20 protein-coding genes and 1 tRNA gene are annotated in these 25309 nt (G+C 67.7%); 8 read left to right on the top strand and 13 right to left on the bottom strand.

Annotation, left to right across the window (positions count from 1 at the left end; genetic code table 11):
• Nucleotides 1–3: 3 nt before the first annotated feature.
• The 7 genes from SLQ31_RS29170 to fadD1 all read right to left on the bottom strand — a co-directional run bounded on the left by SLQ31_RS29170 (nucleotide 4) and on the right by fadD1 (nucleotide 6607).
• Entirely contained in the window at nucleotides 4–486 is a 483-nt protein-coding gene (locus tag SLQ31_RS29170; RefSeq protein WP_319437681.1) for an ATP synthase subunit I, read from the bottom strand.
• A 237-nt stretch (nucleotides 487–723) separates the two neighbouring features.
• A complete protein-coding gene (locus SLQ31_RS29165) occupies nucleotides 724–1953 on the bottom strand; it encodes an MraY family glycosyltransferase (RefSeq protein ID WP_319437680.1) in 1230 nt (409 codons plus the stop codon).
• On the bottom strand, nucleotides 1953–2606 hold the full coding sequence (locus tag SLQ31_RS29160) for an L-threonylcarbamoyladenylate synthase (protein WP_319437679.1): 654 nt from the start codon (nucleotides 2604–2606) through the stop codon (nucleotides 1953–1955). The genes SLQ31_RS29165 and SLQ31_RS29160 overlap by 1 nt, the downstream gene beginning before the upstream one ends.
• Nucleotides 2603–3463 (bottom strand): peptide chain release factor N(5)-glutamine methyltransferase, encoded by an 861-nt coding sequence (gene prmC, locus SLQ31_RS29155; RefSeq protein ID WP_319437678.1) that lies wholly within the window; start codon nucleotides 3461–3463, stop codon nucleotides 2603–2605. Before prmC ends, SLQ31_RS29160 begins: the two co-directional genes overlap by 4 nt.
• Nucleotides 3460–4533: a peptide chain release factor 1 gene (gene prfA, locus SLQ31_RS29150; protein ID WP_319437677.1), complete on the bottom strand. Its 1074-nt coding sequence runs from the start codon at nucleotides 4531–4533 to the stop codon at nucleotides 3460–3462. The genes prmC and prfA overlap by 4 nt, the downstream gene beginning before the upstream one ends.
• 109 nt (nucleotides 4534–4642) lie before the next feature.
• Nucleotides 4643–4873, bottom strand: a complete 231-nt coding sequence (rpmE, locus tag SLQ31_RS29145; protein WP_319437676.1) for a 50S ribosomal protein L31 — start codon at nucleotides 4871–4873, stop codon at nucleotides 4643–4645.
• A gap of 138 nt (nucleotides 4874–5011) precedes the next feature.
• Nucleotides 5012–6607, bottom strand: a complete 1596-nt coding sequence (gene fadD1, locus SLQ31_RS29140; protein WP_319437675.1) for a fatty-acid--CoA ligase FadD1 — start codon at nucleotides 6605–6607, stop codon at nucleotides 5012–5014.
• Nucleotides 6608–6782: 175 nt separating this feature from the next.
• Between fadD1 and SLQ31_RS29135 the strand changes: the two genes are divergently transcribed.
• On the top strand, nucleotides 6783–7409 hold the full coding sequence (locus SLQ31_RS29135) for a helix-turn-helix domain-containing protein (protein ID WP_319437674.1): 627 nt from the start codon (nucleotides 6783–6785) through the stop codon (nucleotides 7407–7409).
• Nucleotides 7410–7493: 84 nt separating this feature from the next.
• Nucleotides 7494–8297, top strand: a complete 804-nt coding sequence (locus SLQ31_RS29130) for an RsiV family protein (RefSeq protein WP_319437673.1) — start codon at nucleotides 7494–7496, stop codon at nucleotides 8295–8297.
• Nucleotides 8298–8356: 59 nt separating this feature from the next.
• On the opposite strand, the gene rho is transcribed toward SLQ31_RS29130, so the two are convergent.
• From rho to argS, 6 genes are all read right to left on the bottom strand, one after another.
• Nucleotides 8357–10396 carry a transcription termination factor Rho gene (gene rho, locus SLQ31_RS29125; RefSeq protein WP_319437672.1) on the bottom strand — a complete coding sequence of 680 codons (2040 nt, stop codon included), beginning with the start codon at nucleotides 10394–10396 and terminating at the stop codon, nucleotides 8357–8359.
• Nucleotides 10397–10675: 279 nt separating this feature from the next.
• Nucleotides 10676–11620 carry a homoserine kinase gene (thrB, locus tag SLQ31_RS29120; RefSeq protein ID WP_319437671.1) on the bottom strand — a complete coding sequence of 315 codons (945 nt, stop codon included), beginning with the start codon at nucleotides 11618–11620 and terminating at the stop codon, nucleotides 10676–10678.
• Nucleotides 11621–11634: 14 nt separating this feature from the next.
• Nucleotides 11635–12720: a threonine synthase gene (thrC, locus tag SLQ31_RS29115; RefSeq protein WP_319437670.1), complete on the bottom strand. Its 1086-nt coding sequence runs from the start codon at nucleotides 12718–12720 to the stop codon at nucleotides 11635–11637.
• Nucleotides 12717–14042, bottom strand: a complete 1326-nt coding sequence (locus SLQ31_RS29110; protein ID WP_319437669.1) for a homoserine dehydrogenase — start codon at nucleotides 14040–14042, stop codon at nucleotides 12717–12719. Before SLQ31_RS29110 ends, thrC begins: the two co-directional genes overlap by 4 nt.
• A 5-nt stretch (nucleotides 14043–14047) precedes the next feature.
• Complete coding sequence (gene lysA, locus SLQ31_RS29105) at nucleotides 14048–15427, bottom strand: diaminopimelate decarboxylase (protein WP_319437693.1); 1380 nt, start codon at nucleotides 15425–15427, stop codon at nucleotides 14048–14050.
• 35 nt (nucleotides 15428–15462) lie between these two features.
• Nucleotides 15463–17115, bottom strand: a complete 1653-nt coding sequence (gene argS / locus SLQ31_RS29100; RefSeq protein ID WP_319437668.1) for an arginine--tRNA ligase — start codon at nucleotides 17113–17115, stop codon at nucleotides 15463–15465.
• A 177-nt stretch (nucleotides 17116–17292) separates the two neighbouring features.
• Between argS and SLQ31_RS29095 the strand changes: the two genes are divergently transcribed.
• The 6 genes from SLQ31_RS29095 to SLQ31_RS29070 all read left to right on the top strand — a co-directional run.
• A tRNA-Arg gene (locus SLQ31_RS29095) sits at nucleotides 17293–17365 on the top strand.
• Between the two features lie 310 nt (nucleotides 17366–17675).
• Nucleotides 17676–18509: a pentapeptide repeat-containing protein gene (locus SLQ31_RS29090; protein ID WP_319437667.1), complete on the top strand. Its 834-nt coding sequence runs from the start codon at nucleotides 17676–17678 to the stop codon at nucleotides 18507–18509.
• 221 nt (nucleotides 18510–18730) lie between these two features.
• Nucleotides 18731–19297, top strand: a complete 567-nt coding sequence (locus SLQ31_RS29085) for a DUF4232 domain-containing protein (protein WP_319437666.1) — start codon at nucleotides 18731–18733, stop codon at nucleotides 19295–19297.
• A 293-nt stretch (nucleotides 19298–19590) separates the two neighbouring features.
• Entirely contained in the window at nucleotides 19591–20826 is a 1236-nt protein-coding gene (locus SLQ31_RS29080) for a hypothetical protein (protein ID WP_319437665.1), read from the top strand.
• Between the two features lie 449 nt (nucleotides 20827–21275).
• Complete coding sequence (locus tag SLQ31_RS29075; RefSeq protein ID WP_319437664.1) at nucleotides 21276–22367, top strand: hypothetical protein; 1092 nt, start codon at nucleotides 21276–21278, stop codon at nucleotides 22365–22367.
• Nucleotides 22368–22841: 474 nt separating this feature from the next.
• The coding region (locus tag SLQ31_RS29070) for a PGRS repeat-containing protein (protein WP_413643287.1) at nucleotides 22842–25309 on the top strand (2468 nt) is incomplete at its 3' end.

Below are 25309 nucleotides of genomic sequence, written 5' to 3'. Positions count from 1 at the left end.
GGATCAATCCTTCGGTGCTTCGTCTGCGGAGCTGGCGGCCCCGGGGGTTGCAGTGACGTCGGCGCCGCCGTCGTCTCCCGTGCGAATCTTCTTCCACACGGGCAACGCGGTGCTCAAAACCAGCAGAACTTGGAACAACGCCAAGCCGAAAAGCACGCCAAGGCCGAGCGGGCGGAAGAGGATTGCGATAGTCAGTCCGACCGCCGTGATCACCAGCAGCCGGGTGGCGGAGTTCAGCGCCATCTTGCGCTTGAGGGGGTGATCGCCAGCGGTGATCGAGTCCACCGACCGCTGCACGAGGAGCGCGTTGACGAGACCCAGCAACAGCCCGATGCCGAAGAAGACGCCGAACATGAGGTAGGGACCGGCCGTCGCGCCCGCAATGATCACCAGCGCCGTCAGCGCGGCACAGATCGCCAGCAGCCGAACGGGCCGGAAGGCAACGGACGGAAACACCAACGGCGCATCTTGCGCTGGTGTCGTCACAGGATTCACCTCAATCTTGCGTTCTCGAGAGCCGGTCGAGCGATTTCTGCGTGCTGGTCCGCCGAGCGTATCGGAGGGCGACATGCGCGCTGGAATCACCCAAGGGGCAGCTCCCTTTGTCGGTCGTAATTCGGCGCCGATCGGTCGTGACTCCGATGGGCCGGGCCGGCAACCCGCGAGGTTTCTTCGGGTTCTGCCAGCACCGTACCACATGGTAGACGGCAGAAAACACGTCTACTACTTACTGTCGTAAAGTCCCTCGTAGTCGTCGTCGCGACGACGCAACAGCGGGATCAACGTGACCACAACGGCGACCCCGATCGCGGCCAGCATGACCGCTCCGGTGTAGCGCGGATCGAAGAAGATGGTGGCGGCGGCGCCGAACGCGATGATGCCCACCCACAGGTAGATCAGCAGCACGGCGCGGCGATGCGAGTGCCCGATCTGCAGCAGCCGGTGGTGCAGGTGCATCTTGTCGGGGCTCAGCGGGCTGCGGCCGGCGCGGGTGCGCCGCACGATCGCGAGCAACGTGTCCAGGGCCGGCACCAACATCACCGCGAAAACCAGCAGGAACGGCGACAGCAGGGCGAAGACGTCACGCGCGCCGTAGGCACTCTGCGAGATCGGGCCCGCCGCGGTGGTGGACGCGGCGGCCAGCATCAGGCCGACGAGCATCGAACCGGAGTCGCCCATGAAGATCTTGGCGCGATAGAAGTTGTGCGGCAGGAAGCCCAGACAGGCGCCGGCCAACACCACCGAGATCACCGCGGGCGGGTAGAACAGCACGTCGCCGCCGTGGTCCCGAAGCAGGCCGACCGAGAAGATGCAGATGGCCAGCGCGGTGATCAGGCCCAGGCCGGCGGCGAGGCCGTCGAGGCCGTCGACGAAGTTCATCGCGTTGACAATCGACACCGTCAGCGCCAGGGTCAGCAGGATCGACGACACCTGATCCAGCACGATCGTGCCGACCCCGCCGATCGGGATGTACAACACGCTCCACGCGACACCCATGGTGACCAGGACGCTGGCCGCGGTGATCTGCCCGGCGAACTTGGTCAGCGCATCCAGGCCCCAGCGATCGTCGATCAGCCCGATCCCCATGATCAGCCCGCCGGCGACCACCACCGCGGGCATGCCCGACGAGTAGATGAAGCCGCGGGCCAGCGCCGGCAGCTGGGAGGCCAGGAAGACGGCGGTGACCACCCCGACGTACATCGCCAACCCGCCCATTCGCGGGGTCGGCTTGATGTGCACGTCACGCTCGCGGGGGTAGGCGACCGCGCCGAGGCGCGTGGCGAGCAGACGAACCCACCCGGTGGCGAAGTAGGTGATGATCGCGGCGGTCAAACCGACAAGAGCCAACTCGCGCAGCGGAACACCGGCGCCGCGGTCGGCCAGCGCGAGTGTGGAATCGGCGGGCAGGAGCGAAGCGACCGGGGGAATGAGCACAGCCAGGAGCTCGGCCATCAGGCGGTCAGGGACGCGACATCGGTGCCGAGCACCTCGGCGATGGCGGCGGCGCTGATCGGGCCCTCCCGCAGCAGTCGCGGGGTGGAACCGGTCAGGTCGACGATCGTGGAGGCGGCCTGCTCCTGGGACGGCCCGGCGTCCAGATACACCTGAACCTGATCGGCGAGCTGACGCTGCGCTTCCTCGGATGTCGTGGCCGCCGGTCGCCCGGAGAGGTTGGCGCTGGAGACCGCCATCGGGCCGGTCTCGCGCAGCAGTTCGATCGCCACCGGGTGCAGCGGCATCCGCAGCATGACGGTCCCCCGCGCGTCGCCGAGGTCCCACTGCAGCGAGGGCGCCTGCTGCACAACCAGGCTCAGCGCCCCAGGCCAGAAGGCGCGGATCAGTTCGCGGGCGGCGTGCGGAACCGAGTAGACCAGGCCGTCGATGGTGTGCCAGGAACCGACCAGCACGCCGACGGGCATATCGCGGCCGCGACCCTTGGCGGCCAGCAGCGCGGCGACGGCCTCGTTGTCGAAGGCGTCGGCACCGATGCCGTACACGGTGTCGGTGGGCATCACGACCAGTCGGCCGCTCTTGACCGCGGCGGCGGCCGCGGTGATGGCCTCGGCGCGCTGGCTGGCGTCGGCGCAGTCGAACACCTGGGTCACGCTGGCTCCTTCCTGTCGGGTCGGTCCCGGCTTGCCGTCACGAATCGGGGTCGGCCCGCCAGATCGCGATGTGGGGTGATGGCAGTGAAAAGCGCTGTGTTGCTGATGGTTTCGACGGTGTGATCCGAGGTGGTGTCGTCGTGTTCGACGGCGAACAGGCCGCCCGGCTTGAGCCAGCCACCGGCCAGCCGCGCGATCGGCCCGATGACCGCCATGCCGTCCGGGCCACCGAACAGGGCATGCGCCGGGTCATGGTCGGCCACTTCGGGATCCAGCACTGCCCCGGCAGGGATGTACGGCGGGTTGGACACCACGAGGTCGACGCTACCGCGCAGGTCTGTGAGCAGCCCGGGGGCGGTGACGTCGGCCTGCACCAATTCGACGGTCGTCGGTGCGGCATTGCGGCGCGCGTACTGCAGCGCGGTGGCGTCGTCGTCGACGCCGATCACCCGAGCCCGCGGCCAGTGCATGGCCAGGGCGATGGCCAGTGCACCGGATCCGGTGCACAGGTCCACGATCACCGGGTGCTCGGGCAGCCGTTGGGCCAGTGCCCATTCCAGCAACGCCTCGGTCTCCGGGCGTGGGATGAACACCCCGGGCCCGACCGCCAGCTCCAGCGGGCCGAACGCCGCCGAGCCGGTGATGTGTTGCAGCGGGATCCGGCGTGAACGCGCACTGACGACCTCGTCGTAGCGGGTGAAGAAGCCGGCGTCGGGCTCGTCGATCGCGGCCAGCCGGCCACGGGTGACTCCGGCCAGATGGGCGGCCAGCAGTTCGGCATCGGTGCGCGCCGAGTCGATGCCCGCCTCGGCGAGGGCGGCGGTGGCCACATCAATGGCCTGCCGCAGCTTCGTCATGCCTGCTGCAGCCTGGTCTGCTTGTCGGCCTCGGCCAGCGCATCCAGCAGCGGGTCGAGTTCGCCGTCGAGCACCTGGTCGAGGTTGTGCGCCTTGAAGTTGATCCGGTGATCGGCGATCCGGTTCTCCGGGAAGTTGTAGGTGCGGATCCGCTCGCTGCGGTCGACGGTGCGGATCTGGCTGGCCCGGTCGGCCGATGCGTCTGCCGATGCCTGTTCTTCGGCCAGCGCCTGCAACCGCGCCGCGAGCACGATCATCGCGCGGGCCTTGTTCTGCAGCTGGGATCGCTCGTTCTGGCAGGTCACGACGATGCCGGTGGGCAGGTGGGTGATGCGGACCGCGGAGTCGGTGGTGTTGACGCCCTGACCACCCTTGCCCGACGAGCGGTAGACGTCGATGCGCAGGTCGCCCTCGTCGATCTGGACGGCCTCGACGTCTTCGGGCTCGGGATAGACCAGCACGCCGGCGGCGGAGGTGTGCACCCGGCCCTGCGACTCGGTGACCGGCACGCGCTGGACGCGATGCACGCCGCCTTCGAACTTCATCCGTGCCCACACGCCGTCGGCGGAGTCGCCCTTGCTGGCGATGATCATCGTGGCGTCTTTGTAGCCGCCCAGATCGGACCACGTCTCGTCGAGCATGGTGACCGTCCAGCCGTGGCGCTCGGCATAGCGCAGGTACATCCGGGCCAGGTCGGCGGCGAACAACGCCGACTCTTCCCCGCCCTCACCGGATTTCACCTCGAGGACGATGTCGTCGGCGTCGTGCGGATCACGCGGGGCCAGCAGATCGGTGAGGTGTGCGTCGAGCTCGGCGACCTTGGTTTCCAGCTCGGGCACCTCGGCGGCGAAGGACGCGTCCTCGGCCGCCAACTCGCGGGCGGCCTCGAGGTCTCCGCGCGCGGTCTCCAGCCTGCGATAGGTCGTGACGATCGGCGCCAGCTGGGCGAAGCGCCGGCCCACCCGCCGGGCATTGCCCGTGTCGGCGTGCAGCGCGGGGTCGGACAGTTGACGCTCGAGGTCCGCGTGTTCGGTCAGCATGGCTTCAACAGTCGTGTGCGCGTGCGTCATGATCGCTTCTCCTCTCCTGTCGACAGTGCCCCAGGGGTCAACTGTGCCTCAAACGCAAACCGACGCCCGGCCTGCGCACAAGGCAGCAGAGCGGGCGTCGGTAAGGCAGCTATTTGTCGTCTGAACCGGCAGTGGTGCGCTTTCCGTAGCGCTTCTCGAAGCGGGCCACGCGACCGCCGCTGTCGAGGATCTTCTGCTTGCCGGTATAGAACGGGTGGCACTGCGAGCACACCTCGACGGTGATGTGTCCGCCGTCCTTGGTGCTGCGAGTGGTGAACGTGTTGCCACAGCCGCAGACCACGTTGGTCTCGGCGTAGGCGGGATGAATCCCTGTTTTCATGGTGTCCTCTACATTCGGTGGTCGCCGGGTCGCCCTACTGTTTCGCCTGGTAATCGAGCGTGAACCGGTACCTGAGGTGGTCGACGATCCAGTATGCCAGGTTGACCGTCACCTGCCCAAACGCGTCGCTGACGCCCGCTATTCCGCCGGGCCGGTGCGGTAGCTCTTGCCACGGGCCGCACGTGTCCAGACTCGACCCTTCTCCGCGCCGTTTCCCGGTTTGGTGCCGCGCGCGATGAGCTCCCGCTTGAGCACCTTGTTGGTGGCGGTGGCCGGCAGTTCGTCGGCAATCCAGACGTAGCGCGGCCACGCCTTGGGCGACAGGTCGGATTGCTCGGCCAGGAACGCGACGAGGTCGGCCGGGCCGAGTTCGGCGTCGTCGGCCAGCACGATCGCGGCCATCACCTGATCGCCCACGTGCTCGTCGGGCACCGGGTACACCGCGACCTGGCTGACCTGCGGCAGCCGCAGGATGATGCGCTCGATGGGCGCAGCGGCCATGTTCTCGCCGTCCACCCGCATCCAGTCCGCGGTGCGCCCAGCCAGGAAGATCCAGCCGTCGGCGTCGCGGTAGCCCAGGTCACCGGACCAGTACATGCCGTGCCGCAGGCGCTCGTCGGTGGCGCCGCTGTCGTTGTAGTAGCCGCCGAACATGCCCCCGCCGGTGGTGTTGACGATCTCGCCGATCGCCTCATCCGGGTTGGCCAGCGCGCCAGTTTCGTCGAAAACCGCTGTGGCGCATTCTTTTCGGGTCTCCGAGTCATAGATGGCCACGCCGGGAAAGCCCCGGCCGACCGAGCCGGGCGGACAGTCGTCCTCGCGAGTGATGATGACCGCGCCCTCGGTGGAGCCGAATCCGTCCCACACCGCGCAGCCGAAGCGGCGGCCGAATTCGGCGATGTCGCGGTCGGCGGCCTCATTACCGAAGGCGACCCGCAACGGATTCTCGTGATCGTCGGGCTGTTCGGCCGTCGCCAGCACATAGGCCAGCGGCTTGCCGACGTAGTTCATGTAGGTGGCGCCGTAGCGACGCAGATCCGCCAGCAGCCCGGACGCCGAGAACGACGCCGGCGCCATCGCCGCTCCGGCATTGAGCGCCACTGCCCAGCCCGCCATCAACGCATTGGAGTGGAACAGCGGCATCGAGAGATAGCAGACGTCGGCAGCCGTGATCGCGAACCGGTCGGCCAGCGCGACGCCGGCGAACGGCACCATCATGTGGGCGACCTGGACCGCCTTGGGCTCGCCGCTGGTGCCGGAGGTGAAGATCAGCATGAATGTGTCGGTCGCGGTGACTTCCCGGTGCGGCGTCAGCTCCCCCGCCCCGTCCAGCAGGGCCGACCACTGGCCGGAGTCGACGTCGAACACCCGGACACCCGGCAGGTCCAGGCCCTCCAGCAACTCACGATCGACCGAGTCGGTGAGCAGGATCTGACAGTCGGCCTTGACGATGTCGCGGGCCAGCGCCGCGCCGCGACGGGTGTTGTTCACGCCGCACAGCACATATCCACCGAGGCCGGCGGCCGCCATGGCGGTCAGCATCGCGGGGGTATTGCCCAGCAGCGTGCCCACGTGCAGTGGTCGGTCCGGGTCGGCGATCGCGATCAGGGCCGCGGCCTGCCGGGAAGCCTCGTCAAGATGTTCGCGCCACGTCCACACCTGCTCGCCGAACTTCACCGCCGGGGTGGATTCGTCGAGCCGCTCGCGGAGCAGCTGCTGGACGGTCTCGGCCACGGATCTCCCGTCTTTTGTCATCTCCCGCGCCATCGCGGTGCCTTAGGTCACAATAGAAGCGCAGGGTAAACAGAATGACAAATCTGTCTACCCATGCAGCGGGACCACCACGGACCCAGGTTTGGAAGGATGTCCACATCGGGACTGTCGCGTCGATACGAGGAGGACCACCAAGGTGACTGCCAGCACCGACGCCGACAACCGGCAAGGGGCCAAATCCGTCCAGGAACGACTGGTCGACGCCGCAGAAGTCTGTCTGCGAGCCAAAGGCATCCGGGCGACGACGGTATCCGAGGTGGCCGAGGCAGCGGGCGTATCGCGAGGCTGGCTCTACCGGCATTACCCCGACAAGGCTTCCCTGCTGGGCGCGGCCATCGTGCGCCTCAACAACGCATTCTGGGCCGAATCGCACCAGATATTGGACGGGCTCGGCACCTTCGAGGAGCAATTGACCGTCGGGGTGAGACTGGGGCGCAGTGCCTACGACTCCCCCGGCGCGCTGGTGATGCAGCTGCGTCGCGACGAACCCGAGGAATTCGCGGCCTGCGCCGGCGCCGGCGTGCAAGGCCTGGTGCCCGATCTCGGCCGGTTCTGGCAGCCCTACCTCGAGGCGGCACGCGACCGCGGCGAGATCCACGCCGAGACGCAACTCGACGAGGCCGCCGAGTGGGTGGCCCGGGTTCAGATCAGCCTCGGCACCGTTCCCGGTGAGACGTTGGATTCCGACGACCACGACGCGGTGCTGCGGTTCATGCGGCGCTACGTGTTGCCGGGCCTGCGCGTAGCGCCCGCGGCGCAGTGAGTCTGCCCAACGAAAACCGCTGGGCGCCAAGCGCTGTGATGATCTACTCGCAGGGTTGGCTGCCCGCCTGACACAATGGCCACCATGGGCACACGCAGCCGCCGGGGGGCGGTCTTCGTCGCGGCTTTGGCCATCGGACTCACCGCATGCGGCGGATCGACGGGCACGACGGCCACCACAACCGCGACCACCAAGGCCACCACGACGTCGGCGAGTGCCGGCGCGTCACCGACGACGGCCGCGCCGACCAGCGGGGTCTCCAATAAACAGAAGTATTCGGTCACCCGGTCCACCGCCGGCGATGCCACCACGGACGGCAAGGGGCGCTGGACGCTGGTCGTCGACACCATCACCGGCGGTGATGCGCAGGTCGCGGGCGCCTTCAACAGTGCGGTGCACGCGTCGGCGACCGGGCAGCTCGAACCGGTCAAAAACGGCGCAGACGCGGACGGGACGTGGACGTTCGAGACCCAGCCGCAGATCTACTTCGGCGGCGCGTCGGTGGCGGAACTGATCAGCGGCCTGTACGTGCAAGTGCCGTCGGCCCATCCGAGCAGCTACGTCAGCACCGTGGTGATCGACTCTCGGTCAGCCAAGCCGATCACGCTGGCGGATCTGTTCACGGACAAGCAGGCCGGCTTGAATCGGCTGTCGGAGCAGACCAAGGCATTACTGCCCGGGGTGAGCGGAGTCGGGCCGACACCGATGGCCGACGAGCCGGGCAATGCGCCAACCGAGGCGAACTTCGCCAACTGGATCCCCATGCCAGACGGCCTGGAGATCCACTTCGCCGACTACCAGTTCTTCCACGGCACGCCGACGATCACGGTGCCGTGGTCGGCGCTGGACGGCCTGCTGGCGCCCGGGATGGACGCCCTGCGGACGTAGTCCGTGGATTTCGGCGCGGAAACGTTCGCTCAGCGGCGGTTAACGCGCCGAAATCGCTACTAGTCGACGTCCGAGTTGCTGTTGCCGCCGCCACCGGGCGTCGTCTTGGACACCTGGACCAGGAACTCGTAGTTGGTCTTGGTCTTGCGCAGCTGACTCATCAGCAAATCGATGGCCTGATGCGAATCCAGTCCGGACAGCACACGGCGCAGCTTGTGCACGACCGCGAACTCGTCGGTCGACAGCAGCAGCTCGTCCTTGCGGGTACCCGACGGGTTGACGTCGACCGCCGGGAACACCCGGCGCTCGGCGATCTTGCGATCGAGCTTGAGCTCGGCGTTGCCGGTGCCCTTGAACTCCTCGAAGATCACGGTGTCACCGGTCGAGCCGGTCTCCACCATGGCCGTCGCGATGATCGTCAGGGAGCCGCCGAACTCGATGTTGCGGGCCGCACCGAGGAACCGCTTGGGCGGATACAGCGCGGTCGAGTCCACACCACCGGACAGGATGCGCCCGGAGGCCGGCGACGCGTTGTTGTAGGCGCGACCCAGCCGGGTGATCGAGTCGAGCAGCACGACGACGTCCTTGCCCTGCTCGACCAGGCGCTTGGCGCGCTCGATGGCCAGCTCGGCGGCCTGGGTGTGGTCTGACGGCGGGCGGTCGAAGGTGGAGGCGATGACCTCACCCTTGACCGAGCGCTGCATGTCGGTGACCTCTTCAGGGCGCTCGTCGACCAGGACCACCATCAGGTGGCACTCCGGGTTGTTCTTGGTGATCGCGTTGGCGATGTCCTGCATGATCGTGGTCTTACCGGCCTTGGGCGGGGACACGATCAGGGCGCGCTGGCCCTTGCCGATCGGCATGATCAGATCGATCACGCGGGTGGTCAGCCGGTCAGGGGTGGTCTCCAGCCGCAGCCGCTGGTTCGGGTACAGCGGGGTCAGCTTGGTGAAGTCGGGACGGTTCTTGGCCGCATCGACCGGGCCGCCGTTGACGCTGTCGAGGCGAACCAGCGGGTTGAACTTCTGGCGCTGGTTGCTCTGGTCGCCTTCCTTGGCGACGCGGACCGCGCCGGTCACGGCATCACCGCGGCGCAGGCCGTTCTTGCGGACCATGTTCATCGAGACGTACACGTCGTTGGGGCCCGCCAGGTAGCCCGACGTCCGCACGAACGCGTAGTTGTCGAGCACATCGAGGATGCCGGCGACCGGCTGGACGACGTCGTCCTCGCGGAGCTCTGTGTCGCGGTCGCGGTCGCCGCCTGCGCTGCCGCCTTCGCCGCCGGGACGATCACCACGGCGCCGACGGTCACGGAACCGGCGGCCGCGACGGCCCTGGCGGCCGTCATCGTCGTCGTCATCGCGGTTCTGGTCGTTGTCGCGATTCTGCTGGTTGTCGCGATTCTGCTGGTTGTCGCGGTTTTGCTGGTTGTCGCGATTCTGCTGGTTTCCGCGGTTCTGCTGGTTGTCGCGATTCTGCTGGTTTCCGCGGTTGTTCTGGTTGTCGCGATTCTGCTGGTTTCCGGATTGCCCCTGGCCACCCTGGTCGGACGACTCGCGGTTCTCTGACCGGTTCTCTGACCGGTTCTGGTTCTGGTTCTCGCGCTTGTCGCCCTGCTCGGGGCGGTTGTCCTGCGACTTCGGCTGCTCAGCGCCATCGGCGCCGGCTGCACCGGCATCGGCGCCGGCTGCACCGGCATCGCGGGTGGCGGCCCGCCGCTCGCGGCGGCGCGGCTCGTTGCTAGTCGCTTCGGCGTTCTCGCGAGGCTCTTTCGGCTGCTCTGCGGGCGCTTCTGGCGCCTGGGCGGCCTGGGGGGCCTCGTCGGCGGGGCGGCTGCTACCGCCGCCACCGTTCTGGTGCTCCTTGATCGCGGCGATCAGGTCGCCCTTGCGCATCCCGGAGGTTCCCTTGACACCAACTTGGTTGGCCAGGGCACGAAGCTCGGGCAGGACCATCGTCGACAGAGAACCGGTCCGGCCGCCGCCCCCACTCGAGGCAGCCTGCGAAGAATCAGGCGCCGAGGAGGTTTCCGCGGTCACGGCGGGCGTCGCCGTCTGCGGGGCGCGCTCTTCAGCCGTGATCAGGTCCGTATCGGTCACGGATTTCCTTTCTTTCCCTCACCGTCGTTGGGGCAAGGGGTTCTGGCATTCAGCTGATTCGCTGAACGCGAAGTCTCACCATCGTGCGTGCGTCAAACGGTGCTCGCCGGGATTCGCGGCTACATGGCGCGAACCGTCAGTCCACGAGTTGAACACGAGAGAAATTGGTGGTCGTCCTAGTGTCGGCGCAGGAACAGTCGCTGCGTTTGCCTGGACGGGACCGAGAATAGCCCGCTTGACCGCAGGAAAGCAAGGAACCCCCACCGGCGTGTGCGCAACTCAGCCGTGGACCGCGACACCTGAGCTCCAGCGAACTGCTTCGCCGATGCCCATCTCGCTGACGGTGAATCCCAACGCGACGCCGTACTCGACTGCCTCGGCCGGGAGCTCTGCGCTGGTTGTGAGGGCCAGAACGGCCGGACCAGCGCCGGACAACACCGCTGCCACTCCGCAACGCCGGAGTACCTGCAAGTATTCCGCCGAGGCAGGCATGGCCGGGCCGCGCTGGGGCTGGTGCAAAACGTCGTCGGTGGCCGCCATCAGCAAGTCTGGCCGCTCCGTGAGGGCAACAACTAACAACGCCGCCCGGCTCAGGTTGAAGCGAGCGGCTTCGTGGGTGACGTGGTCAGGCAGCAGCACCCGCGTCTCGGCGGTCGATGACCGCACCTGCGGGATTCCCGGGAACACCCGGATATCGGGATGCAGTCGCAGCCGGGCCGCCGCATACGTCGGCGGCCGCGTCTGCGCATCGACCCACGACACCACCGCGCCCCCGAGCACCGAGGCAGACGCGTTATCCGGGTGACCCTCGAATTCCGAGGCCAGCTGGATCAGCTGATCATCGGTCAGTGGATCCCGATCCATCTGTGCCAGAAGGCCATTCGCGGCCGCCAAGCCGCCGACGACGGCCGCGGCCGACGAGCCGAGACCTCGCGAGTGCGGGATTGCATTGCGGCAGCGCACCACAAGCCCGGGAACGTCCGCGCCACCTGCCGCCAGCCCGCGGTGTAGCGCCCGGACCACCAGGTGTTCGGGGCCCACCGGGACCTGCCCGGATCCCTCCCCCTCGACCTCGATGATCAGTCCAGCGTCAGTGGTCTCGACGATGATCTCGTCGTAGAGGCCGAGCGCCAGGCCCAGGCTGTCGAAGCCGGGGCCGAGGTTGGCGCTGGAGGCCGCAACGGTCGCGCTGGCGGTCAAGCCCGCAGGCAGGTTCAGGGTCACCGAGAATCCGTCTCTCAGACCAGGCCCAGCTCGGCGATGACGGCACCGGGATCGACAGGCAGGGGCTTCACCGTCGGCATATCGCGAAGTGCGGTGTCGGGATCCTTGAGGCCATTGCCGGTCACGGTGCACACCACCGTGGAGCCGGGCTTGACCCACCCGTCCTCGATCGACTTGAGCAGCCCGGCGATGCTGGCCGCCGACGCCGGCTCGACGAAGACGCCCTCGGCCTCGGCGACCAGGTGATACGCGGCCAGAATCTCGTCGTCGGTGGCGGCAAGGAAGCGGCCGCCGGACTCCTGCTGCGCAGCCACGGCACCGTCCCAGGACGCGGGCGAACCGATCCGGATCGCGGTGGCGATCGTCTCGGGGTTGCTCACCGGCTGGCCCGACACCAGCGGGGCAGCGCCGGCCGCCTGCGTGCCCAGCATCCGGGGCAGCTTGTCGGTCAGGCCGTCGCGGTGGTACTCGGTGTAGCCCATCCAGTACGCGGTGATGTTGCCGGCGTTACCGACCGGCAGGGCGTGCACGTCGGGTGCCGTCCCCAGCGCGTCGACGATCTCGAACGCCGCGGTCTTCTGTCCCTGGATGCGCACCGGGTTCACGCTGTTGACCAACGCGATCGTCGGGTAGTCGGCGGTGAGCTTGCGGGCCAGCTCCAGGCAGTCGTCGAAGTTGCCGTCGATCTGGATGATCTTGGCGCCGTGCATGACTGCCTGGGCCAGCTTGCCCATCGCGATCTTGCCCTGCGGGATCAGCACCGCGCAGGTGATGCCGGCGCGGGCGGCGTAGGCCGCTGCCGAGGCGGAGGTGTTGCCCGTCGAGGCGCACAGCACCGCCTTCTGACCGCGCGCGACGGCGTCGGTGACCGCCATCGTCATGCCGCGGTCCTTGAACGAACCGGTGGGATTCAGGCCTTCAACCTTCAAATAAACTGTGCAACCGGTCTTTTCAGACAGCCGCGGTGCACTGATCAGCGGGGTGCCACCCTCGAGCAGGGTGATCGGCGTCCAGTCGGGTGCCACCGGCAACCGGTCCCGGTAGGCGGCGATCAGCCCGGGCCACGGGGTATGCACAGCAGTCGATTTCGTTGAGCTCATTCGCTGGTTCCCTCCAAACGCAGCACGCTGTTGACTTCCTGAACGGCGTCATGGTCAGCCAGCGCGGCAACAGTCTCGGACAACGCGGCATCGGTTGCCCGGTGGGTCACCACCACGATGCGCGCACCGCTGGGCTGACCACCTTCGCCGACGATTCCTTCTTGGCGCACCTCGGCGATGCTGACCTCGCGCTTGGCGAATTCAGCTGCCACCGAAGACAACACACCGGGCCGGTCGGTGACGGTCATGCTGACGTAGTACCGCGTCGGGATCATGCCCATCGGGGCGATCGGCAGCTCGGCGTACTTGGACTCACGCGGCCCACGACCGCCCTGCACACGGTTACGCGCGGCCATCACCAGATCCCCCATCACCGCTGACGCGGTCGGCGCACCGCCGGCGCCCTGACCGTAGAACATCAACCGGCCGGCCGCCTCCGCCTCCACGACGACGGCATTGAATGCCCCGCTGACCGTGGCCAGCGGATGACTCAGTGGGACCAGCGCCGGGTAGACCCGGGCCGAAACCCGCTGCTGGCCATCGCTTCCAGTAACGCGTTCACAGATTGACAGCAACTTGATCGTGCACCCGAGCCCCTTGGCCGATTCAAAGTCCTCCGGAGTGATCTTGGAGATGCCCTCGCGGTAGACGTCGTCGGCGGTGACCCGGGTGTGGAACGCGATGGAAGCCAGGATCGCGGCCTTGGCCGCGGCGTCGTAACCCTCGACGTCAGCGGTGGGGTCGGCCTCGGCGTATCCCAGGGCGCTCGCGTCGGCCAGTGCGGAGCTGTAATCGGCTCCGGTGGAGGCCATTTCGGACAGGATGTAGTTGGTGGTGCCGTTGACGATGCCCGCCACCCGCAGCACGGTGTCACCGGCCAGCGATTGGGTGAGCGGTCGGATCACCGGGATGGCACCCGCGACGGCCGCTTCGAAATAGAGGTCCACATGCGCCCGTTCGGCCGCCTGCGCCAGCTCGCCGGTGGACTGGGCCAGCAGCGCCTTGTTGGCGGTCACCACCGACTTTCCGCCTTCGAGTGCCGTCAGGATCGCCTTGCGGGCCGGCTCCACCGGGCCCATGACCTCGACGACGAGGTCGACGTCCGCGCGGGACACCAGCTCCTCGACGTTGTCGGTGAGCATCTCCACCGGCAGGCCCCTGTCGGCGGAGACGTTGCGCACCGCGACACCCCGCAATTCGAGCGGCGCACCGATGCGCGCCGCCAGATCCGGGGCGCTCTCCTGGATGATCCGGACAACCTCGCTGCCGACGTTGCCCAGCCCCAATACCGCTACACCAATTGACTTTTCACTAGTACCCATTGGCTCTACCTCACTTCCAAACTCAGCAGGTCATCGACGGTCTCCCGGCGCAGGATCAGGCGGGCCCGCCCGTCGCGCACGGCCACCACGGCGGGACGGCCGATCAGGTTGTACCGACTCGACATCGAATAGCAGTAGGCGCCGGTGGCGGCCACCGCCAGCAGGTCGCCCGGCTCGACATCGCCGGGCACCCATGCATCACGGACCACGATGTCGCCACTCTCACAATGCTTTCCGACGACTCGAGCCAGCTCGGGCGGGGTGTCGGTGATGCGGGAGACCAGCCGCACGTCGTACTCGGAGCCGTACAGCGCCGGACGGATGTTGTCGCTCATCCCACCGTCGACGCTGACGTAACGCCGGGTCCTGTCGGACCCGATGACCACGTCCTTGACGGTGCCGACTTCGTAGAGCGTCACAGTGCCCGGCCCGGCGATCGCGCGTCCCGGCTCGACGACCAGTCGCGGTGCGGGCAGGCCGACGGCCGCCGATTCGCTGCGCACGATCGCGCCAAGCTTGGCCGCGAGGTCCGCGATTGGCGGCGGATCATCTTGTGGCAGATAGGAAATACCTAATCCCCCACCGAGGTCGACGACGGCGATCTGCGCGGTCTTGTCCACGCCGAATTCGGCGACGACGTCGCGCAGGAGGCCGATGACCCGGTGGGCGGCCAACTCGAAGCCCGCCACATCGAAGATCTGCGAGCCGATATGACTGTGCAGGCCGACCAGGCGCAGGTGATCGGCGGCGAACACCCGGCGGACCCCGACCATCGCGGCCCCGCTGGCCAGCGATAGGCCGAACTTCTGGTCCTCGTGGGCGGTCGCGATGAACTCGTGGGTGTGCGCCTCCACACCGACCGTGACCCGCAGCAGGACGTCCTGCACCACGCCGGCCTCACCGGCGACCGCGTCGAGGCGTTCGATCTCGGTCATCGAGTCCAGCACGATGTGGCCGACGCCCTCCTTGACCGCGGTCGTCAGCTCGTCGACCGATTTGTTGTTGCCGTGGAACGCGATTCGCTCGGCGGGGAATCCCGCGTGCAGCGCAACGGCGAGCTCACCGCCGGTTGCGACGTCCAGTGACAACCCCTCCTGGTCCACCCAGCGCGCAATTTCACTGCACAGGAAGGCTTTACCGGCATAGTGCACGTTGTGGCCACCGCCGAACGCCGCGGCGATCTCGCGGCAGCGGCACCGGAAGTCGTCCTCGTCGATGACGAACAGCGGGGTGCCGTGCTCGGCAGCCAGGTCAGTCACGGTCACGCCGGCGATTGATACCTCACCGTCGGTGCCGCGAACAAGGTTGCGGGGCCAGACATTCGGCGCGAGCGTCAGCGCGTCGGCGGCGGTCAGCGGCCGCGCCGGGGCGCCGCCTTGGTGGATTTCCTCGGCGTGGCGCGGTCCGGCGGGGTGTGCGTTCACATCCGCTCCGGTGCGGACACGCCGAGAATCGTCAGACCGTTGGCGATCACCTGACGGGTGGCCGCACACAGCGCGAGCCGCGCACGGTGTAGATCGCCCGGTTCCTCATCGCCCTGCGGCAGCACCCGGCACGAGTCGTAGAACCGGTGGTAATCGCCGGCCAGGTCTTCCAGGTAGCGGCACACCCGGTGCGGCTCACGCAACGACGAGGCCGACTTGAGTACCCGACCGAACTCGCCGAGGTTGCGGATCAGTGCACCCTCTTTGTCGTCGGTGAGTAATTCCAGATGCGCGGTGTCGGGAGCCAATCCGAGATCGGCGGCGTTGCGGGCCAGTGCACAGAGACGCGCATGCGCGTATTGCACGTAGTAGACCGGGTTTTCGCTGGATGCCGATGACCACAACTGCAAATCGATATCGATCGGCGTGTCCACCGACGAGCGGGTCAACGCGTAGCGGGCGGCGTCCACCCCGATGGCGTCGACCAGGTCGTCGAGGGTGATGACGGTCCCCGCCCGCTTGCTCATCTTCATGGGCTGTCCGTCGCGCACGAGGTTGACCATCTGGCCGATCAGCACCTCGACGGTGTCGGGGTCGTCGCCGAGTGCTGCGGCGGCGGCCTTGAGCCGGGCGATGTAGCCGTGGTGGTCGGCACCGAGCATGTAGATGCACAGATCGAAGCCGCGCTGCCGCTTGTCGAGGTAGTAGGCCAGGTCGCCGGCGATATAGGCGGGCTGTCCGTCGCTCTTGATGACGACGCGGTCCTTGTCGTCACCGAATTCCGTTGTGCGCAACCAGGTTGCGCCGTCCTTCTCGTAGATATTGCCCGTCTCACGCAGCTTGGCGATGGCCTGATCCACCCGCCCGCTGGTGTGCATCGAGTCTTCGTGGGTGTAGACGTCGAAGTCGGTGCCGAACTCGTGCAGCGATGCCTTGATGTGAGTGAACATCAGGTCGACGCCGATCGAACGGAAGGTCTCCTTCTGCTCGTCACCGGTGCGGCTCAGCGCGTCAGGCGCCTTGGCCAGCACCTGGTCGGCGATGTCCTTGATGTAGTCGCCGGCGTAGCCGTCCTCGGGCGTCGGTTGGCCGGTGGCCGCCGCGATCAGGGAGTTGGTGAACCGGTCGATCTGGGCGCCGTGGTCGTTGAAGTAGTACTCGCGAACGACGTCGGCACCCTGGGTGCTCAACAACCGGCCCAGCGCGTCGCCGACCGCAGCCCAGCGGGTGCCGCCGATGTGGATGGGGCCGGTCGGGTTGGCCGAGACGAACTCCAGGTTGATGTTGGTGCCGTCGAGCTCCGCCGAGTTTCCGTAACCCGCACCGGCGTCGAGGATGTTCTGCACGATGACGCCCTGCGCGGAGGCCTCGATGCGGAGGTTCACGAACCCGGGGCCGGCGACCTCGGCGGCGGCGATACCGTCGGCGGCGGCCAGTGCCTCGGCCAGCCAGCCGGCCAGCTCGCGGGGGTTGGCGCCGACCTTCTTGCCCAGCTGCAGGGCCAGGTTGGTCGCGTAATCACCATGCTCGGGATTGCGCGGACGCTCGACAGCCACCGTCGCGGGCAGGGCGGCGGGATCCAGGTCATGCTCGGTGAGCACCGCGGCGGCGGTGTTCCTGAGCAGCTCGGCGAGGTCGGCGGGTGTCACGGGGGTCCATCCTATGGTCTGACGTGGTCAGGGCCCGAATCCGGATCCCGGCGGGCAGGAGCGCATCGACCGGGGAATCAACCCGGGGATGGACGCAGCGGGTGGACAGGCGGCCGGTCCTGGGGCGTCTTTGAAATGCGTTAGGCTGTCGGAGCCCAATGGCGCAGCTGTACGTGCGCCCCCGTAGCTCAGGGGATAGAGCGTCTGCCTCCGGAGCAGAAGGCCGCAGGTTCGATTCCTGCCGGGGGCACTCTTTCTACCAGCGCAGATTGGCCTCCGCGCAAAATGCGCACACCGAGAATCCTAGATGGCTGACCTCCCCTGTCAGGCGCACAGCAGCGGCGCCACGAAGGACCAGCCAGGGATCGTTCTTTGGGGGCGCCATCTTTCAGGGTGGCGGGCCGCGCCCATCATCAATCGAAGAATTCGTTCCCGGCTCAGACCCCCAAACCGGTGACCCCAGCGGTCGGCGCGGATGTCTGTCTGATTCACAGGGACATCTGTGATGATCGTGACACAATCCGCTGGGGTCGGGGATCTTTGGTTATCGGGAGGGCAGCATGAATCTTGGCGTGCTTCTTGTCGTACTCGTCGTCGCGGTCTGTGTTATCGCTGTGACAGGGGTTGTCTACCTGGCGATTCCGCCCGTCAGGCGATTCATACGCAAAGACCCACCGGTGTGGTGGGTACGCGACGTCTTCATCGCAGTTGTTGTCGCCTTGCTGGTGCTCGTCGGCGCGAGCTACCTCACGAAGGTCAACTCTGGCGGTCAGGCGTCGCCTCAGGACCAGCAGAGCTCTGCATCCCAGGACCAAAACAGCCCCGCCGGGCGGCTGAATAGCCTCCAGTTCGTCCAAGGCAGGTCGTCGGTTGCGTATGAGCCCCGCCCATTCCGACAGTTCGACCTCAAGGGCATGAATCTCGCAGGCCTTCAGTTAAAGGGCGCCAACCTCGTTCAGGCCGATCTCACTGGGGCAAACCTCGCGGGAACGGACCTCTCGGCCGACCCGGCTATACCGGCAGCGCCGGATGCGCCTGCCGTTGCAGGACATCCAGCATTTCTGCAGGGTGTGAATCTTTGTCATGCCGTGCTGACCGGCGCGAATTTCACGACCGCCTATCTGGTGAACGCGAACCTGACAGGTGTCGACCTCACGACGACGCGGCTGAATGGCGCAGTTCTCAACGGAGCCGACTTGAGTCAAGCCGTCCTGCCAAGTGACGCCGGCGGTAAGGACCGATTTCTCAAGGGCGTTCACTACGACCAAAACACTGTTTGGCCGAAGGATTTCCAGCCACCTCCAGCCGGTACTGACGACCGGTTCAAGTTCCTGAGCGACCCCGTTAATCAGGCGCTTTACGGAAATGTGCCTCGACCGGCATGCCATTCGTAGCGTCGCCGACGAACCGACACCGTCGCGGGGCGCCGAGATGCATTGGTAGACACAGGAACTCAGCTACCGCTTGAGCAGTCTGCGGCTCACCTACCGACGAATGTTCGAATGGCAACCTTCCTGGTCCGCCACCCGCTGGTTGATTGCGCCCTAAAGGTGCAGCTCGGCAACTAGGGTTCTCGCACCGGCCTCGAGATTCGACGGTGGGGAGGGTGAACCCGATGAGACTGTCAACGTGTGTGGTCGCCACAGCCCTTGCGGCTCTGCTCGCCTTGCCCGCGGCAACGTATACGACCGCGGCGGCCACGACATGGTGCGGAGCCGATTCGCTGAGCCTCAGTACCACTCCGCCCATCTATCCCACCCCGGATCCCTACCCTTACATCTACTTTTCGGTGCTGTTGACGAACGTCTCCGAACAGACCTGCACCCTGCACGGCTATCCCGGCGTGGACCTCGTCGGCCCCGGCGGCCAAATTCCCGGCGTTCCCCCCGACCCCGCCAACCCGCCGTTCGACGGGATCGTCAGCGCATCCAGAACAGGCGGCGATATCCAGCCCGTCGAGCTGGTGCCAGGAGCTAGCGCCAGCAGCCGCCTGGGCTTCATGCCGAAAACGACCGGCGTCGGGTTGGCGCCGGCCTGGCCGCCCACCACGATCGTCGTGACCCCGCCGGATTCCACCACACAGCTGCAGACCCCGTGGCCTTCCGGCGGCTTCACCGTTCTCCTCATCGGCGACGGGACAACGCCGTTCGTCACGATCGATCCGCTTCAGCCGTACGCGTGAATAAGGCCGCCTCGCACTGAAACTGCGTGACCTTCGACTCGCGCCGAGGAGCCGACGACCTCTACCGCCAGCTATGAATGACTGGCAAATATCAATTGGAACGCTGTCAGTAGCAGTGCGCGTCAGGTACGGTCCAAACCAGCAAAGTCAGATACGAAGCAACGGAGATGTCGGTGGGTCGGGTTCGAGACGGGCGTAACGCGGCGCTCGGCGTGCTGGTCGCCAGTGCGCTTGCGGCGGGGGCATTCACTCCGGCCCCCGTTGCCAACGCCAACTGCATCTCGGCCTTCGGCTTGAACAACGGCAACGGCTGCACAAGCAACCTGACCACACTTGCGATTGCGATCGGCACCGGCGCATCCGCAAACGCAGGCAATGCCTTGTTCGGCGGCGCCATCGCGATCGGCGACTTTTCCCAAGCCATCACCAACATCGCCGGCTTCAGCTTCGCCGGGGCGTTCGGAGATCATGCGGTTTCGTCGATGCTGACATCGCTCTTCGGAATCAACCTCCAATTCGGGCCGGGCACGGCGACGACGCTGGGCGGCATCCTCAACTTCGTCCTCGGGGCCGCTCCAGCGGGCAGCACGGGAACAACCACTGGCGCCATCGGCCTCGGCAACATCGCGATTCAGCTTGGGCCGGGCACAGCGTCGGCACTCGGGGGCCTGAACATCGTGATCGGCCTGCCGAGCGGCAGTGGGGGCCAACAAACTGGTGCCTCCGGCCTTGGCAATCTCGCCCTGCAAATCGGGCCGGGCATCGCCACAGTTGTCGGCGCACTCAGCACCGCACTCAGCATCGCGCCCAACAACGGTGGGCAGCCAATCACTACCGCCGGCCTCTTCGGCACCCTCGCGCTCAACTTTTTCGGCGGCGTGAATTCCACAGTGGTGCAAAGCTACTTCAGCTCGGCTCTGAATATTTTCGGCGCGAACAATGACATTTTGGTCCAGGGATTTTTGAGTGCTGCGGCGAGCGTTTTCGGCACCGGCAACACAATCAAGCTGACCGGCGGCCCGTTGGCTCCGTTGAGCCTGGTGGCGAGCGTGTTCGGTGTCGACAACGTACTGACCGCCCTCAATGGCCCGTTGTCGTTGATGGCCGCGCTCAATCTGGAGGCTCAGACGCTCTTCCTCAAGGGCCCGGGCATCAACGTCAATAACTTCCACCTCCCGAACTTCTCCTTGCCCGCTGGGGGCGTGCGAGCAGCGCCACGGGCCACCGCCACCGCCAACGCCACCGAGGCGGCCGCCGAATCCGGCGGCAACACCACGACCACGGACGGCGACGGCGACGGCAAGACCACGATCCGTTCGCGCTCCGGCCGCCACGCTGCCCCCACGACCGACGGCAACAGCGGCAGCACGTCAACCACCAGCGGCGACAACAGCACCAAGACGACAGCCACAGGCGGCCGCCATCGCAAGCCCGAGTCGTCGAGCGCCCCCAGCGACACCAGCACGAAATCCAATTCCGCCCACGGCGGCAACGGCGATGGCGGCGGCGGGAAGCACCGGAAGCAGTAGCCCCCTGCCGGCGCACTCTCCAGCGTCGCGTGCCCAGGACCATCAACCGGGTGACGCCCACGTGGAGCCGGGGTTTTCGGAGTCCGGCAAATAGCAGTCTCTACGCACGCATGGTTGCCACGATCGTGAACTCAGGTGATGCGGTGCGTCGTCGCGGATACCGATGAAGCGGATTGCCGGTACTCAGATCTGGTGTGCGAGGCCGGCGGATCCACCCGCCCCTGAGCGCCCGAATAAGCACTCTGAACTGTGTATTTATTGAATTTGGCGCGCTTGCCCGGGACGGGGACTGCGCCTACCGATGACACCGCTTGGATGGCCGGTGCTCAGACGCCACGTCCACTACTTGAGACCCCTGGGTGAATATCCTTCAGAAAAGCTGTAAGCTCCATCCGCGTCGGGTACGGTCTCTACCAGCAAAGACACCTAAGAGTTACAGGGCTACGTCGATGAATCAGGTTCGCGGTAAGAGCGGTGTGTTGCTGGCCGCTTTGGTGTCCGGTGCGCTTGTTGCCGGAACGCTTGGCGAAGCGCCAGCCGCCAACGCGACCTGCGTGTCCGCCTTCGGTATCGGCAACAGCGGCGGTTGCACAAGCAACCTGACAAGTATTGCGATCGCGATTGGCGACGGTGCCGTCGCCAATGCCGGCAGTGGGTTTTTCAGCGCCGCACTTTCGTTCGGTTCCCACGCAGCCTCCGTGACGACATTCAGCGTCTTCAGCTTCGCCGTCGCGGTCGGCGATGACGCGAGGGCTTCTGCACTCCCCGGCCTTCTTAACCTCGCTTGGCAGCAGGGGGCGGGCAGTTCGGCAGCGGTGGGTGCCCTCAATTTTGCGATCGGCATCTTGACCGGTGCTAGCGGAACACAGTCGACGGGGGCCGCCGGCGTTGGCAATATCGCCCTGCAACTCGGCCCGGGCGTCATGACCAATATCGGCAGCTTCAATCTGACCCTTGCCGGCGCGGCCGGCGGAGACGGAACAAAGACCACCAACGCGGGCGGCTTCGGCAACCTGGCCCTCAACATCGGCGACGCCGGTACGGCGTGGACGCAGGGCCTTCTGAGCTCGACGACGAACATCCTGGGCAACAGCAAAGTGATGGCGCAGGGCATCTTGACTGCCGCCGGAAATCTGTTGGGCAACGGCAACATTGTGTCCGCGCTGGGCCCGTTCCCCAACACCACACTGAGCCTGGCGTTCAACTTTTTCGGCGACAACAACACCGTGAGCGCCGGTTCTGGCCCGTTCGCGATCGCGGGCGCGATTTCCCAGAACCTCCGGACGATCACCAGAACTTTCCCGGGCATCAACATCAACGGCATCATCAACGGCAACGCTGGCAGCGGTGCGGCCGTCGGGAGTAGCAAGAAGGCTTCCAGCGCTGCGGCGTCCCGTACCACGGCATCGGCCGACAGTGACACGACAGGCTCAGCGTCGGCCGCCCGCAGTGCCGGGCACAAGAACACCTCCCGGTCGGCCAAGGCCGGCGCCAGCGGCAGCAAGTCCGGCTCCGGCGGCGCCGGAAAGAAAGCTCGCTAAGACGCTCTCGACGTAGCCGGCGAAAACGCTTCGCTGGGCTTACTTCGACGCCTGCCTGTCGCGCCTATCCCCCGCGGCAGCGCTCTCACCCCCACAGCGCGGCTCGCATGTACCTTTCCGGCGGAAATAAAATCACACCGCCGCGCGTCGCTGGCAAGCAAACAATTGTGAAGCGCTCCACTTTGCCATAACTCTACTTATGCGGCGGTTTACACCCGAAATATTGCCGATTCTCGGCCTCCGAGGACCCGTCGGGAAGCTCATTTTTGAGGCCTGACCACTGCTTTATGTCGGAACCGTATCGACATCGCACAGTTCATCCTGAGTTAGCGCCCAGATAACCATAAGCATTGCTAGGATTTGCAACCTGTAGCGATTACTCGTTGGGGGCAAACTGTGGCTGCTCGGCATCGTGCGACGCACCGCACCAAAGCCAGCGCAGTCCGTCGCCGTACCCGGCAACCGCACACCAAGATCTCCCTCTGGCTCGGGACAGGCGCCGTAGCCGTCGGTTTCTGCGCATCGCTGGGTGCCGTCGGGACCGGCCTCGCCCACGCCGATTCATCCCCCGGTGACGCGACAAGCCATCGCGACACCGGCGCGAAGGTGGCCGGCCCCCGACGGACCGCGGGCCCATCGGCCACCACACCCGACTCGAACAGGTCGGCGCACGGTGTCGCCACCTCGGGCCGCGTGACGCAGTCCCCCGCCAACTCCCTTCATCCGGGCGTGCGTCTCCCGGCACTTCAGCCACCGAAGGTTCCGCCCGCGAGCGCGGTCAAGACGGCGTTTGCGGCCGTCGCCGCGAACAAGACGCCGACGGCGAACGCATACGTCGATCCGATCACCGTGCTGACCGGGCGGCCGCTGGTCGGCAACGGGGCGAACGGGACGGCAGACAGCCCGAACGGCAAGGCCGGCGGCTGGTTCTACGGTGACGGCGGCGACGGCTGGTCCGCGCCAATCGGCTCCGGACTGGCCGGCGGCAACGGCGGCTTGGCCGGGCTGATCGGTGACGGCGGCACCGGTGGTGCGGGCGCGGCCGGCGAGGCCGGCGGCAACGGCGGGTCGGCGCTGTGGTTCGGCGCCGGGGGCGTCGGCGGTGCCGGTGGGGCTGCCACGGTGTCCGGCCAGGCCGGTGGCAATGGCGGCGCAGGCGGCCAGGGCGGATTGATCGGCGGTGGCGACGCAGGCAACGGCGGGGCCGGCGGAGCCGGCCTGGGTACCGGCAACGGCGGCGGCGGCGGCAACGGCGGGGCCGGCGGTTATCTGAACCTGCCCGGCACGGGCGGCAAGGGCGGCACCAGCGATACCGGTACGGGCGGCACCGGCGGCACCGGCGGCGGCGGTATGCAGTTCGGTGGCGCGGGTGGCGAGGGCGGCACCGGTGGCACGGGCGGCGCGGGCGGCGCGGGCGGCGTCGCCAACAGCTATGGATTTGGAAACACCGTCGGCGGGGTCGGCGGCAAGGGCGGCGTCGGCACGATCGGCGCCGGCGGGGCCGGCGGCGAGGGCGGCTTCGCGATCATGGGCCCCTACGACTTCACCCTCAACGGCGCAGTACCGGCCCCGTGGGGTAACGCCACCGGCGCTACCGGTGGCGACGGCGGCACCGGGGCCACCGTCGGCGGGGCCGGCGGCGATGGCGGCATGGCCTACAACACCCTGGCCGTCGGATCTGCCACCGGTGGCGCCGGCGGCAAGGGTGGCACCAGCTTGGGCGTCGGCCTCTCCGGGGGCAGCGGCGGAGCGGGCGGCGCCGCTCACGGTGCCAGCGGTGTCGCCGGCAACGGCGGCGACGGCGGCGCAGGCTTCGACGGCGACGCCGGGACCGCAGGGACCGACTCCGCGACGGCACCCACCGGCGGCGGTCAGGGCGGCGACGGCGGTAGCGGTGGCGCCGGCGGCAAGGGCGGCAACGGCGGCGGCGGCGTAGTAGGCGGTCAGGGTGGCAACGGCGGGCTCGGCGGCACGGGCGGCGGCGGCGGGCTCGGCGGCACCAACACCGGTAACACCGGCGGCGCAGGCGCGGGCGGCGGCAAGGGCGGCACGGGCGGCGCCGGTGGCGCTGCCGGTGCCGGCGGCAGCAACGGCGGCGCGAGCGGCGTCATGGGCGCCGGCGGAGCTGGCGGCCTCGGCGGCAACGGCGGAGCCGGTGCCATCGGAACTACGGGCACGACCGGCACGTCGCCGACCGCGGGCGGTACCGGCGGCAACGGCGGAGCCGCCGGCCAAGGCGGCACCGGCGGTGCCGGTGGCGGCACGGGCGGCAAGGGCGGTATCGGCGGCCTCGCCGGCAAGGGCGGCACCGGCGGCACCAACACCGGCAACACCGGCGGCAGCGGCGCGGCCGGCGGACAAGGCGGCACCGGCGGCGACGCCGGCGCGGCCGGTGTCGGCGGTTCGGGCGGCGGCGCCGCAGGCACTACAGGCAGTGCCGGCAACGGCGGCGATGGCGGCAACGGCGGGATCGGTGCAGTCGGCACCACCGGCACAACCGGCACCTCGCCGACGGTGGGCGGAATTGGCGGCCAGGGCGGTAGCGCCGGCGCAGGCGGTAGCGGCGGTGCAGGTAGCGGCGGAGTCGGTGGCGGAAAGGGCGGCAAGGGCGGTATCGGCGGCCTCGCCGGTAACGGCGGCGCCGGCGGTACCAACAGCGGCAACACCGGCGGCAGCGGCGCGGCCGGCGGACAAGGCGGCACCGGCGGCCACGCCCGCCCCGCCGGCGGTGGCGGCGGTGGCGGCGGCACCGGCGGCGCGGGAACGACCAGTACGACCCCGACCGCAGGCAACCAAGGCGGCCAGGGCGGCGCAGGCGGCCAAGGCGGCACCGGCGGCGCAGGCATCGGCGGGGTCGGCGGTGGCGCCGGCGGGCAAGGCGGCGTCGCCGGCAACGGCGGCACCGGCGGCACCGGCGGCACCAACACCGGCAACACCGGCGG

The sequence above is a fragment of the Mycobacterium sp. RTGN5 genome (assembly GCF_033804465.1).
GTDB lineage: Bacteria > Actinomycetota > Actinomycetes > Mycobacteriales > Mycobacteriaceae > Mycobacterium.
Note: the sequence above shows the minus strand (reverse complement) of the source record. Positions and strands in the feature narration are given on the sequence as shown.